This is a genomic window from Methylocapsa sp. S129 (assembly GCF_009765995.1).
Lineage (GTDB): Bacteria > Pseudomonadota > Alphaproteobacteria > Rhizobiales > Beijerinckiaceae > Roseiarcus.
Window position 1 is genome coordinate 123,374 of the sequence record NZ_LMUI01000016.1, and the last position, 15,489, is coordinate 138,862.

Here is a 15,489-nt window from a genome sequence, read left to right on the forward strand (position 1 = left end):
ACAATGAAGACGTCAGAACTGAGAATACTCATCGTCGGCGGCGGCTTCTCCGGAATGTCCGCAGCGATTCAGTTGCGCAAGACCGGTGCGGTCGTCGATCTCGTCGAGATCGATTCCGGCTGGCGCTCCTACGGCGCGGGCATCACACTCGGCGCGGCGACGCTGCGGACGTTTGTCGAGCTCGGAATTCTCGACGAATTCCTCAAACACGGTAATGCGGCCGAAGGCGGGGAGTTCTTCACGGCGTCCGGCCAGAAGATTGCATCGCTTACCGCACCCCGCCTTACTCGGCCCGACGTGCCGCCGGTCGGTGCGATCATGCGGCCCATCCTTGCCTCGATCCTCGCCAATGCGACGAGGGCATCCGGCACGCACGTCCGGCTCGGCGCCACATTTACCGAAATCAAAGATCAGGCTGACCAAGCGCGGGTCACGCTGACGGACGGGACGACCGCGACTTACGATCTTGTCATCGGAGCTGATGGCATCAACTCCGTTGTTCGCAAGAAATTCTTTCCTGACGCGCCGTCGCCCAGCTACACCGGGCAAAGCGTGTGGCGAGCCGTTCTGCCGCGCCCGGCTGACGTCGAAGCCATGCAGATGTGGATCGGCGACAAGGTCAAGGTGGGCATAAACCCGGTCTCGAAAGACGAGATGTACATGTTCGTCACCGAAGATCGCCCCCTGCACAGCCACGTCGAGCCCGGCCATTTCGCGGCATCGCTGAAGGCGCTGCTCGCGCAGTTTTCTGCGCCGCTGGTTCAGGCGATCCGCGAGTCGCTGAACAACGAGTCCCGCATCGTTTTCCGACCGATGGAGGGCATGTTGCTACCGCTGCCGTGGTCGAAGGGTCGCGTTGTCCTGATTGGCGACGCCGTTCATGCGACGACGCCGCATCTCGGCGCCGGCGCCTGCATTGGGATCGAAGACGCGATCGTCCTCGCACAGGAGCTCGAGCGGCAGGAGACCCTGGCCGAGGCTCTGGCGTTTTTCGGGACTCGTCGCTGGGAACGTTGCCGGATGGTGGTCCAAAACTCGCTGCGCCTGGGCGAGATCGAGGTCTCGAACGGCGACCGAGCTGAACACGCGGAAATCATGAGAAAATCTGCAATGGCGCTTGCGGAGCCAATCTGAACGGGCGGATGTTGAGCCGACATCGCGCTTTAACGGCGCTTGCAGCGTATGACGCCTGCGGACCGCGCGAGCGTCCGTTCGCCGCGCTCCGACGAAAGGTGGCTCCATGTCGTCGGGGCGGCCCGGCCGAACATCGCCGAGCGCGCTTCCGATGCGGGCGCTGCAAGGCCGGAGAGCTGGAGGGCGCAGCGTTCAGTATAGATGCGGTCAATCCGAACGAGGGTCTCCGCACTCTGCGCTTGCAGAAGATCGGCCCAAGCGCGGGAGCACCAAGAACGCGCCGTAGAGCTTCGCCTGTTACGCCAGCCATGCTTCGACCGTGTCCTCGCCGATATTGTCCGGTGCGACTACATTAGCCAGCAACGGATATTTCGCGAGGATCGCGGGGCGGCCTTCGTCCATGACGCGGCGGACTTGATGGGTATAGATGTCTTCGCCAGCCATATAGCTGAGCGCATTTTGCAGCCCTTTGATGCCTTCACGCGAGACAAGTCCGTCGCCTGTGATCGAGAGCACGATGGCAATGTCGAACTGGCCGGCCGGAGGTGTCATATCGCATCTCTTCGGGCGTGGGGTTTCATGACGCGCCATTACTACCATTGTGCTTGCGGCCGCAAATTGTTGGTATGCATTTCCACAAGCTCATTTGCGAGTTTGGCCGAGGGCCGCCCCTTCAGGCGGCGCGCGCGAGAGGCGGGCAGTCGTCCAGTTCCAGGGTAGGAGTTCGCGGAGCCGGCTTTGCGGTGTCTCGGCAATCCTTGAAAGAACGTCGGCGAGCCAAGCCTGCGGATCGACGGCGTTGAGCTTGGCGGTCTGGATCGACGTATACATGACCGCGGCGCGCTCAGCCCCGCGCTCTGAGCCAAAGAGTTAGCGATAATTTCGGAATGGGATGGTGCGCATTCGCCGACCTGCAGGACGCGGGGACCGCGGGGATCGGTAGAAGGGTGATTATGGATCACGCTCGGTCACCCTGGGTCACGGTGAAGCACCGGGGGTCACGCTGCCGCAATTGGAGCCAGTCCGGCTCCCGCGACCAAACTCTCGAGACATCGGGGACAGGGCAGGGGCTGGGCTTGGGAGAGGGATGGTTGGCGGTCGCACCGGCTGGCCGCGCAGAATCAATATCCCACCGGCCCGGAGATAGCTCAGGCGCTCATGGCGGGAAACATTGATGCGGAAGTGAACGATGCTGGCCAACTGAAAAGGGCCGTCGACAACCTTGGCGGAAAGCTGGTCATAACAAGCACGAAGCTTTTTTCCCAGCCGTGGTCGGTTCGGGAGTGAGGAAGAATAATTCGGAGGTGAAGGCCGCGCTGGAGGATGCCTTGAAGAAAATCCAAGCGAGCGGCTTTTATGACAAGCTGCTTGCAAAATACAACTTGGCGGCTCCGACGCCTGAGGAAATAGCGGCGGCGATGCAGAAATAAGCCCGTTTGGATCAGTTGAAACCGTTCGGGTGGAGTCCGCAGTCAGTCGGCGGGCTCCATTTGCTGCTCACCGCCAGCGCCGCTTGGCCATGCATCACCCGCGCCGGCATATCATCGCCATTAGCCATGCGTCGTAACCGATCGGCCAGCGTGGTCGGCCGGGATGTCCTCCTCTGCTCCAACTTGGTGGCTGACGGGCCTCGCAATGCCATGGTGGGTGTTACCGGCATCTTTCCAGCAAGGATGCGACGCAGAGTTTGGCGACTAACGCCAAGATGCTTAGCGGCGGTGGCGACCGGCATATTAAGCGCGTTGAAAACGTCCTTCCGGAGGATTTCGCCAGGATGGATGGGCGTGCGCTTGGGGTCACGCGTTGCCGTAAAAGTGCAAACGGGGATCGCCGTGGGGGGGCGGGAGGCCGTTCGCTACCCCTTAAACCGCGTCCAATTTGCCCAAGCCGCCGCGACTACGCAAGGCGGAAAAGACACAATGAATCAACATCCTTGAGCGTGATCCAGCGCGATCGAAAGGGGGTTAGTGGGGTGGTTGTGGATCACGTTCAGTCACCCTCGGTCATGGTGAAGCACGGCAGAGCAGGTTGCTATGACTTGAGCTCTCCGCGGGTGCTATGCCGACGTTGTCCAAACATTCCGAAAGGAGCAGGTTGGGGCGGGGGATTGGGGATAGGAGACGGATGGTCGAAGGTTCGTCAAATCCCACTCAATATTCGCGACCAGCGCGGATGTAGACGGGTCCGTGCAGTCGATCCCAATGGTAATCGTCCAGCTATTTGACCGCGATGGATTGACTGACCTTCTACCGGCGAGGCGTGGCTGAGCTAGTTTTCCACGAGACGCTCCTTCCTGCACGCGCGATCAAAAGTCTTGATCCTGCCATCTCGAACGGGCACAGCACGCGCATGCTCCGTCGCTTCTTCGCCTACTATCGTCCTTACCGCAGGCTGTTCCTGCTCGACTTCGGCTGCGCAGTGCTGTCCGGCTTGCTGGAACTCGTCTTTCCGATCGCGGTGAAAACCTTCGTCGACAATCTCCTGCCGGGCCAGGACTGGAGGCTGATCCTGCTCGCCTCCGCCGGGCTGCTGGCGGTCTACGTCTTGAATACCGGGTTGATGACCGTTGTGACCTATTGGGGCCACATGCTCGGGATCAACATCGAAACCGAGATGCGCCGAAAGGCTTTCGACCATCTGCAAAAGCTCTCGTTCCGCTTCTACGACAACGAGAAGACCGGCCATCTCGTGGCGCGCGTCACCAAGGATCTCGAGGAGATCGGCGAGGTGGCCCATCACGGCCCGGAAGACCTGTTCATTGCGCTGATGACGTTTTTGGGCGCTTTCGCCCTGATGCTCAGCGTCAATTCCGAACTGGCGCTGGTCACGGCGGCTATCGTGCCGGCCATCGCTTGGGTGACCAGCCACTTCGGCGCGCAGATGACGCACAATTTCCGCGCGCTCTACGGGCGCGTCGCGGCTTTCAACGTGCGGATCGAGGAGAATGTTGGCGGCATGCGCGTGGTCCAGGCTTTCGCCAACGAAGACTATGAGCGCGCCTTGTTCGCTGCGGACAATGCCAAGTACCGCAGCACCAAGCTCGACGCCTACCGCATTATGGCGGCCAATTCCTCCCTCTCGTATTTCGGCACGCGCCTGATCCAGATGCTTGTGATGGTGGCGGGCACCTGGTTCGTGCTGCACGGCGCCCTTTCGGCCGGTGGCTTCGTGGGCTTCCTGCTGCTGGTGAATGTGTTCCTGCGGCCGATCGACAAGATCACCAACGTGCTCGAAAGCTATCCCAAAGGGATCGCGGGCTTTCGCCGCTACACGGAACTGACCGATACCGCCCCCGATATCGCCGATACGCCCGGCGCGATCGATGTCGGGTCGCTACGGGGCGACATCCGCTTCGAAAACGTGGGCTTTGGCTATGTGCCAGGCAAGCTCGTCTTGGACGAGGTCGATCTCTCGATCCGCGCCGGCGAGACGATCGCCTTCGTGGGACCGTCGGGGGCGGGCAAGACGACGCTCTGCTCGCTGCTGCCGCGTTTCTACGAGGCGACGGGCGGGCGTATCACCATCGACGGGATGGACATTCACGCCATGACTTTGCACTCGCTGCGACGGCAGATCGGCATCGTTCAGCAGGACGTGTTTTTGTTCGGCGGCACGATGCGCGAGAACATCGCCTACGGGCGGCTCGGCGCCTCCGAGGCCGATATCCTCGAGGCGGGTCGCCGCGCGCGGCTGGACACGGTCATCGCCGAAATGCCGGAAGGCCTCGACACGGTGATCGGCGAGCGCGGGGTAAAGCTCTCCGGAGGCCAGAAACAGCGACTCGCCATTGCGCGAATGTTCCTGAAGAACCCGCCGATCCTCATTCTCGACGAGGCCACCTCGGCGCTCGACACCGAAACCGAGCGCGCCATCCAGCGCTCTCTGGCGGATCTGTCCGAGGGCCGCACGACGCTTGTGATCGCGCATCGCCTCGCCACCATCCGCAACGCCGACCGGATCGCCGTCGTCGACCGCAACGGCATCGCCGAACAGGGCGCTCACGCGGAACTGCTCGCGCAGGACGGCCTGTACCGGCGGTTGCACAACGCCCAATTCAGCGAAGCGGCGGAGTAGCATGGTAGGAGGCATGGCCCTCCAAACCATCATTGACATGCAGTCGAAAACTGGCTCGTCTATCACGTACCATGGGCGGCAAAGAACTTGCGCCCACCGTACCGCCGGCCGGCAGCCTTGTCGCTCGATGCGCCAAGGGCGGCGAATGACCGATTGCACTATCCAACGCAAGAAATCCGTTCGCGGGTATGGAAATTGGACATCGATCGGCGTTTTGGGTCGTGAACGTGATTCTTCCAAAGTCAGACGCATTGCTCAAGATCGTGGAGGCGCCCCGGGTCTCTGGAGGAGCCGTGACGTGTGCCGATTTATCCCGCCGTCCAATCGCAGAAGTTGCCGCCCACAAGCTCGCGTTCTCATGGTTCTCTGAGTTCAGAGGTCAGTTCTGCGCTCACTTTGTTCTTTTTTATGGAATCGCGGCCTTCGACAAGTGGATCGGCTCGAAAAGATTGGTGTCGATCTGTGCGCGGAAGCCCTCGATGCGGGTGTTTTCGATTGGGCCGAGGCTTCCGTAGCCGGCCACATTCGCCACCACGTCCAGTCGACCGAAGCGTTCGACCGCGGTGTTCACCGCGGCCTGCGCCGCGCCAAAGTCGGTCACATCGAGTCGCCGCAGGAGCACCTGGGGGGCGTACTCATCGGACAGGTCCTCGAGGCCGCGGTGTTTCGAGCTGTGGCGAAGAGATTGTCGCCGGCGCCGAGCAAACTTCCGGTTATGAGCCATGTCTTGGACATTCGTGCCTCCATTGGGTTGGTGAGGCAAATGTGACACCCCGGTCCGGCCCTCTCGACCGCTTGCCCGGACACCAGGCGAAGCGGATGTATTCGCATCCGTGGATCGCGTGCACGTCGCCCGACTATTTGAAATCGCGAGGCGCTCCCCAATCGCCACATGATCTCGGCGCGCACGAGCACGTCGGCTTTCGCAATCCCGCTTCCGGAAGGTTGCTCACGTGGCGCGTCGCGGCTACACGAGGAAAAGGCGTCCCGCGCGTCGCGCCGAAGCCGAAGCACATATTGGACGACGCGCACGCCGCCATCGTTCTTGTGGGTGACGGTTTCGGCATCGACTGGCGACCGGCGTGGCTCGTCGCGGAGGACGTTCGCAACGGCCGTCTCGTCGAAGTTCTCGCCCGGCGTCATTCGCGATTTCCCCGCCCCACTCGACCACCGGGCGGAGAGCGGGTCGAATCTGAAAGCTTCCTCATTCCGGCTTCGGCTGCGCCGCGCCTTTTCGCTCATCCAACATTTTCGCCAGACGCCGTCGCGCGCGCCATGCTGCAGGCCGAGAATAACTTCGCCATCGAAAAACACGAAGAGGCCGCTGCCGCCATGTATCGCCGCGCGCTCGATGTCGCGTTGAAAATATTCGCGCCTGAAGCCGGCAAATCGATCTACGAGCGCATCAAGACGCTCGAAGCCGAGCCCGACGCAAGGTGGCGATCTATGAGCATCTGGTGGGCGTCGATGCGGAGAATGCGGACTGGCTGGACGATCTCGCGACCAGATTGGAAATAGGAACGCGGTAGCGTTTGCCACATTCCCGCTACTCCGCGAGGATTGTTCCGTTTCGCATAATATTGTGAATGGACGCAGCGCCGGCCCAAGACGCTTCAAACGGCAAGCATACACTCAGAGGACGCTGGTTATTCCTCCATCGACAAAAAACGTCTGGCCAGTCACAAAGCTCGCGGCCTCAGAGGCAAGAAATAATGCCGCCCCAGCAAGCTCATGAACTTCGCCCCAACGTCGCATTGGCGTGCGCCCCGTCAGCCACTCCGAGAATTTTGGGTCAGCGACCAAAGCGGAATTGAGCTCTGTCTTAAAATAACCCGGAGCTATGGCGTTGACGCGAACGTTGTGCTGGCCCCACTCGCCCGCCATCGACTTGGTGAGCATGGTGATTGCGCCTTTGCTTGCGGAGTAGGGGGCGATTGAGGGCCTGGCGAGCGCGCTTTGAACCGAAGAGACGTTGATGATGGCGCCCCGGCGGCGTTCGATCATGCCCTTTACCGCCGCCCGGCTGACCTTGAAGACTCCATCAAGATTGGTGGCCATTAGCTCATTCCAATCGGCGTCGGTAAAGCTTTCGAGCGGCGCCCGGCGCTGGATGCCGGCATTGTTCACCAGAATGTCGATGGGACCGATTTCGGATTCCGCCGTCTTGATCGCTTCGTTGACTGAGTCAGTGTCGGTAACGTCGATGACGACTTGCGAAACGGCATGACCTGAAGCGCGCAGGCTGTCAGCAGCGTGCTCGAGCTCCTTCTTCTTGCGCCCAGCGAGGACTACGCTCGCTCCCGCTTTGGCGAATGCTTCGGCAAAGGCGAGGCCGAGCCCTCGGCTTGCGCCAGTAACGAAGGCCCGTTTGCCTTCGAGGTTGAACAGGGCCGTCAGATAATCAGCTGAACGCAATTTGCACCTTCATTGATTTTGATTTGTCCCCTGCGAGCAGGAACGCTTGTCTGGCTTCAACCAGAGGGAGCGTGTCGCTCAGCAACGGGCTGACGTCGATCCGCCCAGAGCCGATGAGATCGACCGCCAGTGCGAATTCCCTGTCAAACCGGAAGCTGCCGCTCAGCTTGATTTCCTTGGTGACGATCGTCGAGATGGGGATCTCGGCGGTCGCGCCCTGTCCTACCAGAATGACCGCGCCGCGGGGCTTCACCAGAGGCAACGCGTTCGACACGGTCTCGCCCTGGCCAGCGGCTTCAAAGATGATGTCGAAATGCCCCTTGTTGGTTGCATAGACGGCCATGGCGCTGGGGTGATCGGCGACGTTGACAGTCCTGTCCGCACCGACCTTGCGGGCGTAGGCTAGCGGCCCCTCTTGGATGTCGGTCACGACGATCTCGCGGGCGCCAGCGTAACGGGCGGCGAGCACCAGGAGTGCGCCAATCGGGCCCGCACCCATGATCAGCACGCGGCCGCCATAGACTGGCGCCTGTCCGACGGCATGCAGCGTAACCGCGAGGGGCTCCGCGAAAGCTCCCGCGGCAGAGTCAGAGCCGGACACCAGGGGAACGGCGTTTTCGGCGCGACAAACGAGATGCTCTGAGAAGCCACCTTGCACGTGCGGGGTACGCATCGCCGATCCCAGAAAGCGCATATCGGAGCAATGGATTGGCTGACCAGTGCGGCAAAATGAGCAGATGCCGCAAGGGCTCGAGGGGTTGACCGCGACCGGCGTTCCTACCGCCGGTCCCTCGACGCCTCGTCCGAGTTGTTCGACGCGCCCGGCAATCTCGTGCCCGAGGATCATCGGCTCCTTCATGCGCACTGCGCCGAAGCCGCCGTGCCTGAAATAGTGCAGATCCGACCCGCATATGCCGCCTCGCTCGATGCGCACCAGGACCTGGCCTGGGCCGGGTAGGGCGACCTCTCGCTCCTCTACATGGAGGTCCTGCGGCTTGTGCAGCACAATTGCGCGCATTGAAGATGGGTTCATCGAGGCGTTCTCCACTGCCTTGGCAACATCGCTATCGAACAATCGAACTTGTTTCAATCCAATTTGTCTGATAAATATTATTTAGCAGTCAATATGAACAGCGCTGCTAGGAGGAAAGGCATGACAACCAGGAAATGGGCGCTATTGGGCGCCGCCATGTGTGTGACGGCCCCCGCATATGCCGCCGACAGTTTCACGATGGGATATTCGGCGGGCTACCTGACCGACCCGTTCCAAAGCATCGAGGTCAACATGACCATTGATGCCGCCAAGAAGGCCGGCCTCACGGCTCTGCCAGTCGCCAACGCCAATGGCGATGCGGGCCGACAAGTCACGGACATCCACAACCTGATCGCTGCAGGCGCGCAGGGCATTATCGTCGTACCGACAGACAGCAAGGCGGTCGCGCCGGCCGTTGATTTCGCGTCGCAAAAGAAAGTGCCCGTGGTATCGATCGACAATGGCGTCGCAGGCGGCAAGGTCTTCATGGTTGTGCGGTCCAACAGCGTGCAGATGGGCAAGGAAGCCTGCGAGGCCGTTGGCAAGGCGCTGGGCGGCAAAGGTGTGGTTCTCGAATTACAGGGAGATCTGGCGACAACCGCCGGGCGCGAACGCACCAGCGGGTTTGAAAGCTGCATGAAGTCCGAGTTTTCGGGCATAAAGGTCAATTCACAGCCGACCAATTGGAAGACCGAAAAGGCCGTTGCCGCCGCGCAAACGATCGTATCCTCGACGCCAGATTTGGGCGCGATCTATATGCAGAGCGATTCAGTGATGCTCGCGGGCGTTCTTAGCGTGCTCAAGGGCGCGGACAAGATGACCAAGGTCGGCGAGAGCAAGCATATCTTTTTGGTAACCATCGACGGCACTCCGGGTGCGCTGAAGCGGGTGCGAGACGGATACGTCGACGCTGTTATTTCGCAGCCCGTCGATCTCTACGTTAAATACGGCCTGTACTATCTGCAGTCGGCTATCGCCGGCCAGACGTTCAAGGCAGGGCCAACCGATCACAATAGCGAGATCGTCAGCGACCAGGGCAGCTTGCAGGATCTTCTGCCGGCGCCGGTCGTAACCTCCGCGAACGCCAGCGATTCGGCTCTCTGGGGCAACGCTGCAAAATAAATCTATCAGTCGCGGAGCGCCGTTTGGTGCGGCGCTCCGCTCTCATTTCGCTCGGTCAAACATGCAGCCAGCCGCCGTCGAAGTTCGAAATATCAGCAAAGCATTCGGGGCCTCCCAGGTCCTTCATGATGTCTCGTTGTCGATTCCAGTTGGCGTCTCGCGCGGCCTTGTCGGGCGCAACGGCGCGGGCAAGTCCACCTTGGTCAGCATCCTGACGGGGCTGCTAGCGCCGAATAGTGGCAAGCTCCTCTTTGATGATGTTGAAGCGCCCGCACAGCGCACGAGCCGCGAATGGCGAAACAAGGTCGCATGTGTCTATCAGCGCTCAACGCTTGTCCCCACGATGTCGGTCGCCGAGAACCTGTTCGCCAACGCCTACCCTGGAAATCCGAGCTGGGTGAACTGGTCACGACTGCGGGCAGCCGCACGCGGAATTTGTGAGGAATGGGAACTCGGCGTCAATGTCGACACGCGCGCCTCTGATCTCAGGGTAGAACAGCGGCAATTGGTTGAAATCGCCAGGGCCCTCGCAAAGGGCGCCCGCTTCATTATCTTCGACGAACCGACGGCGGCGCTTGAATCGAAAGAGGTCGCGCGCTTGTTCGACCGCATCCGTCGCTTGAAACGCGAAGGCGTTACGCTCCTCTATATTTCGCATCATTTGCAGGAGATCTACGACATTTGCGACAGTGTCACCGTGCTGCGCGACGGACGCGTGATAGTGGCTGGCGCCGAAGTCGCCGATTTGCCGAAAGACAAGATTGTCGAGGCGATGGTCGGCGAGCAGATCGCTCGGTCGACGCGCCGGCCTCCCGTGTTGTCAGCCTCGTCGGCGCCGGCTCTCTCGGTGAAACATCTTTCTTTGGCTTCAATGTTTCATGACATCTCCTTTGACATCTCGCCAGGCGAACAGGTTGGGCTGGCTGGCTTGGGCGGATCGGGTAAGGAGCAGATCGCTGAAGCGATAGCTGGACTCCTGACGGCGAGGTCGGGAGACATTCTCGTCGGTGGCGTAACGCTTAAACCTGGTCACGTGCCAACAGCGCAATTGACGGGGGTGAGTTACGTTCCGCGCGATCGTCGCCGTCGCGGAATTCTCCCGCAATTATCGGTCGCGGAGAACTTGACAGTCTCAATCCAACGGACATTTGGAAACTTCGGTTGGATCGCGCCCCGCCGGTTGGAGGCGTCCGCCCGACAGCTCTTCAGCGCGCTTTCCATCGTCGCGTCGTCTATGCGGCAACCTGTCGTTGAACTGAGTGGCGGCAACCAACAGAAAGTCGTGATAGGGCGCGCTCTCGCATCCTCTCCGCAGGTCCTCGTCCTCGTCTATCCGACACAAGGCGTCGATGTCGCAGCAAAAGAAGCCATTTTCGATATTGTCGCGACGGCGCAAGCCCGCGGCGCCGCTGCACTCATTGTTTCTGACGAACTCGATGAGTTGCGCAATTGTCAACGCGTTCTTGTCGTCTTCAAAGGCAGCATCGTCAAAGCATTCGGCGCCGACTGGAGCGAACGCGATCTCATTGCGGCAATAGAGGGAGTCGACGCGTGAGTTCAGTTCAGATGGCGGCCAGTGCGCAGAGCGGCTTCAAGGCGCGCCTGACGAGCCTCGGGCTGCGGGAGCTCACGCTCATCCCCGCCCTATTGATTGTCGGCTTCGTTGGTTGGCTGAACAACCCGGCTTTCCTAACCTCAGACAACCTGCTCAACATTCTGCAGCAATCGTCGGAACTATCGATCCTGGTGATTGCCGAGACCCTGATTTTGCTACTCGCAAAGATTGATCTCTCACTGGAATCGATTGTCGGTTTCACGCCCATGCTCGGCGCCTGGCTGATTTCCACTGACCCGTCTCTCGGCGGGTCAGGGTTGGGCCTCAATCCAGCTTTGGCTATCGCCATCGTATTCCTGACGGGCGCGCTCATTGGCGCCCTCAATGGCTTTCTCGTGGTCAAGATGCGGCTATCGCCTTTCATTGTCACGCTATCTATTTTGATTCTCTTGCGCGGCATGACGCTTGGCCTGACGAACGGCACAACGCTGTTCGACCTCCCAAACTCGTTTCTTTATCTTGGCAGCGCCAAATGGGGCAGCGTTCCCGCGTCCATATGGATCGCAGCGTTGCTCTATCTGTTTTTTGGCATTGGCTTGCGCTACCACCGGATCGGCCGCGCGCTCTACGCCATTGGCGGAAACTCTGAAGCCGCTCGCGTGGCAGGCATCCAAGTCGACCGCGTTGTCTGGGGGACGTATATCGCGTCGGGACTGCTTGCCGCACTGGCGGGCTTGATGTTGAGCGGTCGCATTGCTTCCGTCGTTTCCAGCCAAGGCCAGAATATGATCTTCTACGTCTTTGCCGCGGCGGTGATCGGCGGCGTGAACCTCAACGGCGGCCGGGGTCGGCTGGTTGGCGCGCTGACAGGCGTTCTGCTGCTCGGCGTATTGCAAAATGTGCTCACGCTCTCTCAGGTGCCGACATTTTGGATCGACGCCGTCTATGGCGCAATCATACTCCTGGCGCTGATATTCGCGCGCCTCACTGGGGATCGCGCCGAGGACGTCTAGCGCCGCATGTCGAGTCCTCATTTAGTCGATGCCATTCGCTTTGCGCACGTGTATCAGTTGTCTCCGGACTTAGAACTGGGACTATGGCAAGCCATCAAAACTCGACCGTCACCGAAGAGATAACGAACATACTCGGTCGTGAGATCCTCGGAGGATTATTCCCACCTGGCGCAACGTTGCTGGGCGAAGAGGAGATTTGTGCGCGATTTGGCGCGAGCCGCAGCGCCGCGCGCGAAGCAGCGAAGATCCTGGCGGCGAAGGGTTTACTGCAGACGCGACCGCGGCGGGGCTCGCGTATCAGGCCGGTCAAGGATTGGAACTTCTTCGATCCGTCGGTTCTGGCGTGGTTGCGGGAGAGCGCTAAGCCCCGGCTCTTTATTATCGAACTCCTGGAAATGCGCCTCGCTTTCGAGTGCGAAGCCGCCGCTTTAGCCGCAACTCGCGGCCTCGCCAAAGAGATCGGCGCCATTCGCGTCGCCTTCGAGGCCATGGAAGCCGCGTCGCAAGGCGGCGGAGATCCGATATCGTCCGACGCGGCGTTCCACGAGGCGATACTCGCAGCTACTGGGAACCGGTTCTTTCTGCCGCTTTCCGCCGTCATTCACACCGCGTTGCAATTCAGCGTTCCCACCACGAACGCATTGTTCGGGCATACTGTGGGCGACCTTGCTGCCCATGGCCGAGTGCTGAAGGCGATAGAATGTGGCGACGCCGAGTCGGCGCGAATTGCGATGCGCGATATGTTGAACGGGGTCCTAACTCGAGTTCGCACGGCGGTTGAACTCATGGGCGCCGCTTAATTACCTTCAGGTGCCCGGACTTGTCCCAGGCCAACACGCCAACGCGCGAATCATTGGCCCATTGGATGTCCCGCGCAGGGATAGCGGCGTCGTTGGCCGCATTTCCAGCGATGCTGGAGTCTATGCCGTGATGTAGCGTCCCGATTCCCGCGATCACTATGAGAATCTCTTCCTGGAAGAGATGTCGGCGCCGTCGCGACGACCAGCGCCCTGGGCGCACCGTCTGAACGGCAACGCCAATCGAGGCGCTTCCGAGCGCGCGGCCGATGTCGGCCATCTGCGCGATGACCGGAGCTCCCAAACCATAGTCGAATGGTTTGACAGCCCGCATATTGAGTTTGCGAAGTGGCATAGGTCATGCTCCGCTGGTCCGGAAGCCTCGACTGATGCTCGCATACCGGGGCTGACCCATCAAAGAGAGCCCGGATCGTCAATATGAGATGCGCTTGCCCGGCCAGCATATGAACGGGCGCTCCCAGATGCCGCCGCTCTCCTGTCTGCGAGGCCTGTCAATCCTCGCGGGCTCACCAAGCGGCCTCGAATCCAAGCAGCCCGAGAATTTCGCGGCGCGTCGTCACGAGATCGGAATTGCCGCGATGACGCGGATAGGGCCGGTCGATTCGTATGTCGGCTTTAATCGATGCGGGCCTGTCGCTGAGCACGATGATGCGCGTGGCCATCAGCAGCGCCTCTTCGATGTCGTGGGTGACCAGAAGCGTTGTAAAGCCGGCGTCGCGCCACAGATTGACGATCTCGCCCTGCATCGACAGACGCGTCAGAGAGTCGAGCTTGCCAAGCGGCTCGTCGAGAATGAGCAGTTCCGGATCGTTGACCAGCGCGCGCGCTAGGGCGACGCGCTGAGCCATGCCGCCGGAAAGCTGGTGCGGATAGGCTTTGGCGAAGCGCTCCAGACCGACGAGGCGCAGAGTCTCGTCAATCCGGGCGCGACCAGTTCTCAACACGCCCTGGGCTTCGAGTCCGAGAGCCACATTGTCCCGAACATTGCGCCACGGAAATAAAGTCGGATCCTGAAACATGACGACCCGCGACGGGTCGGGACCAACGATCGTCTGACCATCGGCGACGACCTCGCCATCGGAAGGGGGCTCCAGTCCCGCCACAAGACGCAACAATGTCGACTTGCCGCAACCCGACGGCCCGAGCAAGGCGACAAACTCGCCGCGCGCCACTTTCAGGCTAATGCGATCGAGGACCGGGAGCGGCGCGCCTTCGAGAACGAACCGATGGCTGACGTTGCGAAATTCGAGATCCATCCCCGCTTCGCTGCCAGCCTTGGCGACAGTCGCCAGCCTCACCATTGCACGTCCGCCTTCTTATAGGACAGCAGGCGGTCGCGAATCTTGAACAGCAGAGTAACGAAGCTCGTGCACATTAGGGACATGACGAGCAGTGCGGCATACATATTGGCGTAAGCGGCCCAGCCCTGCGCCCATTGCAGGTAGAAGCCAAGGCCGGCCTTGACGCCCATCATCTCCGCTGTAACGAGGACTGCGAACGAGGCGCCAAGCCCCATGAATAAGCCGACGAACACATGCGGCAACGCCGCAGGAATCGCGACTTTGAAGACGAGGAACAATCGGCTCGCCCCGAGTGTGCGAGCGACGTCATAGTAGGATGAGTTGACGCTCGCCACGCCCGACCACGTGAGCACCGTGACAGGGAAGCCGGTGGTCAGCCCGATCAGGAAGATCGACGCGCTCCAACTCGACGGAAAGGCGTAGAAGGCAATCGGCAACCAGGCGATCGCCGGCAGCGGGCCGATCAACCGCATGATCGGGTGCGCCCAATAGCCAAAGGCGCGAGACCAGCCGAGCAGCACGCCTGTCACGAAGCCGCCCGCCGCGCCGACGAGAAAGCCGAGCAATTCCAGTTTGACGGATGCGGCGACGCTTTGCCCGAGCTTGGCCCAATCTTCGATGAAAACCTCGAGAATGGCATGCGGCGGCGGAAAGAACGGTTGCGGTAGGATGCCTAGCTTGGCCGTCGTCGCTTGCCATACGGAAAGGAATAAGCCTAGCGCCAGCAGCCATGGCGTTGCACGGCGCAGACGGGCGGCGCCCGGTTCCCAAATCGTGCCGAGAAGCGCTCCCGCGATCAAGGCGGCGCCGAGGGCGCTCGCAGCTATCGCAAGCTCGGGACCGCGACCCCAATCGCCGAGGTCAGGCCATCGCAGCGTAATAAAAGCCAACAGCAGCCAGGCGGCGCCGGCGCCGATAGCGAGCCCTGAACGCGCGATATTGTCCCGCGTAGCAATGGGCGCTCGAGCCGAGTCGGACGAATTGAGATGCTCGGCAATTGGAGAGAGCGACGACACCGACGGAC

General features: G+C 60.9%; 15 protein-coding genes and 1 pseudogene. 8 read left to right on the forward strand and 8 right to left on the reverse strand.

What is annotated here, in order from left to right; genetic code table 11:
* The first annotated feature begins 3 nt into the window (after nucleotides 1–3).
* Nucleotides 4–1,134 (forward strand): FAD-dependent oxidoreductase, encoded by a 1,131-nt coding sequence (locus GSQ90_RS09850; protein WP_158814663.1) that lies wholly within the window; start codon nucleotides 4–6, stop codon nucleotides 1,132–1,134.
* A gap of 297 nt (nucleotides 1,135–1,431) precedes the next feature.
* Here GSQ90_RS09850 and GSQ90_RS09855 read toward each other — a convergent pair whose 3' ends face one another.
* Both GSQ90_RS09855 and GSQ90_RS09860 read right to left on the reverse strand, forming a co-directional pair.
* Nucleotides 1,432–1,686, reverse strand: a complete 255-nt coding sequence (locus GSQ90_RS09855) for a hypothetical protein (protein WP_158814664.1) — start codon at nucleotides 1,684–1,686, stop codon at nucleotides 1,432–1,434.
* Nucleotides 1,687–1,776: 90 nt separating this feature from the next.
* Nucleotides 1,777–1,998, reverse strand: a pseudogene (locus tag GSQ90_RS09860) (transposase domain-containing protein); the annotation flags it as partial.
* 440 nt (nucleotides 1,999–2,438) lie between these two features.
* Between GSQ90_RS09860 and GSQ90_RS09865 the strand changes: the two are divergent.
* Nucleotides 2,439–2,564, forward strand: coding sequence for a hypothetical protein (locus tag GSQ90_RS09865; RefSeq protein ID WP_246731502.1), 126 nt, complete (start codon nucleotides 2,439–2,441; stop codon nucleotides 2,562–2,564).
* Nucleotides 2,565–2,575: 11 nt separating this feature from the next.
* On the opposite strand, the gene GSQ90_RS09870 is transcribed toward GSQ90_RS09865, so the two are convergent.
* Complete coding sequence (locus GSQ90_RS09870; RefSeq protein ID WP_158814925.1) at nucleotides 2,576–2,962, reverse strand: HigA family addiction module antitoxin; 387 nt, start codon at nucleotides 2,960–2,962, stop codon at nucleotides 2,576–2,578.
* A 521-nt stretch (nucleotides 2,963–3,483) separates the two neighbouring features.
* Between GSQ90_RS09870 and GSQ90_RS09875 the strand changes: the two genes are divergently transcribed.
* Nucleotides 3,484–5,208: an ABC transporter ATP-binding protein gene (locus tag GSQ90_RS09875; RefSeq protein WP_158814666.1), complete on the forward strand. Its 1,725-nt coding sequence runs from the start codon at nucleotides 3,484–3,486 to the stop codon at nucleotides 5,206–5,208.
* A 406-nt stretch (nucleotides 5,209–5,614) separates the two neighbouring features.
* Here GSQ90_RS09875 and GSQ90_RS09880 read toward each other — a convergent pair whose 3' ends face one another.
* Nucleotides 5,615–5,932 (reverse strand): SDR family oxidoreductase, encoded by a 318-nt coding sequence (locus GSQ90_RS09880; protein WP_246731504.1) that lies wholly within the window; start codon nucleotides 5,930–5,932, stop codon nucleotides 5,615–5,617.
* 41 nt (nucleotides 5,933–5,973) lie between these two features.
* On the opposite strand from GSQ90_RS09880, the gene GSQ90_RS09885 reads away from it, so the two are divergent.
* On the forward strand, nucleotides 5,974–6,726 hold the full coding sequence (locus tag GSQ90_RS09885) for a LysR substrate-binding domain-containing protein (RefSeq protein WP_256366591.1): 753 nt from the start codon (nucleotides 5,974–5,976) through the stop codon (nucleotides 6,724–6,726).
* A gap of 114 nt (nucleotides 6,727–6,840) precedes the next feature.
* On the opposite strand, the gene GSQ90_RS09890 is transcribed toward GSQ90_RS09885, so the two are convergent.
* Nucleotides 6,841–7,623: a glucose 1-dehydrogenase gene (locus GSQ90_RS09890; RefSeq protein ID WP_158814667.1), complete on the reverse strand. Its 783-nt coding sequence runs from the start codon at nucleotides 7,621–7,623 to the stop codon at nucleotides 6,841–6,843.
* A complete protein-coding gene (locus GSQ90_RS09895; RefSeq protein WP_158814927.1) occupies nucleotides 7,610–8,641 on the reverse strand; it encodes an L-idonate 5-dehydrogenase in 1,032 nt (343 codons plus the stop codon). Before GSQ90_RS09895 ends, GSQ90_RS09890 begins: the two co-directional genes overlap by 14 nt.
* A 159-nt stretch (nucleotides 8,642–8,800) precedes the next feature.
* Between GSQ90_RS09895 and GSQ90_RS09900 the strand changes: the two genes are divergently transcribed.
* From GSQ90_RS09900 to GSQ90_RS09915, 4 genes are all read left to right on the forward strand, one after another.
* Nucleotides 8,801–9,778 carry a sugar ABC transporter substrate-binding protein gene (locus GSQ90_RS09900; RefSeq protein ID WP_158814668.1) on the forward strand — a complete coding sequence of 326 codons (978 nt, stop codon included), beginning with the start codon at nucleotides 8,801–8,803 and terminating at the stop codon, nucleotides 9,776–9,778.
* A 61-nt stretch (nucleotides 9,779–9,839) separates the two neighbouring features.
* Nucleotides 9,840–11,333 carry a sugar ABC transporter ATP-binding protein gene (locus GSQ90_RS09905; RefSeq protein WP_158814669.1) on the forward strand — a complete coding sequence of 498 codons (1,494 nt, stop codon included), beginning with the start codon at nucleotides 9,840–9,842 and terminating at the stop codon, nucleotides 11,331–11,333.
* Nucleotides 11,330–12,346, forward strand: a complete 1,017-nt coding sequence (locus GSQ90_RS09910; RefSeq protein WP_246731507.1) for an ABC transporter permease — start codon at nucleotides 11,330–11,332, stop codon at nucleotides 12,344–12,346. Before GSQ90_RS09905 ends, GSQ90_RS09910 begins: the two co-directional genes overlap by 4 nt.
* 83 nt (nucleotides 12,347–12,429) lie before the next feature.
* Nucleotides 12,430–13,146, forward strand: a complete 717-nt coding sequence (locus GSQ90_RS09915) for a FadR/GntR family transcriptional regulator (protein WP_158814670.1) — start codon at nucleotides 12,430–12,432, stop codon at nucleotides 13,144–13,146.
* A gap of 524 nt (nucleotides 13,147–13,670) precedes the next feature.
* On the opposite strand, the gene GSQ90_RS09920 is transcribed toward GSQ90_RS09915, so the two are convergent.
* On the reverse strand, nucleotides 13,671–14,465 hold the full coding sequence (locus GSQ90_RS09920; RefSeq protein WP_158814671.1) for an ABC transporter ATP-binding protein: 795 nt from the start codon (nucleotides 14,463–14,465) through the stop codon (nucleotides 13,671–13,673).
* Entirely contained in the window at nucleotides 14,459–15,421 is a 963-nt protein-coding gene (locus tag GSQ90_RS09925) for an ABC transporter permease (RefSeq protein ID WP_246731532.1), read from the reverse strand. Before GSQ90_RS09925 ends, GSQ90_RS09920 begins: the two co-directional genes overlap by 7 nt.
* Nucleotides 15,422–15,489: the final 68 nt, after the last annotated feature.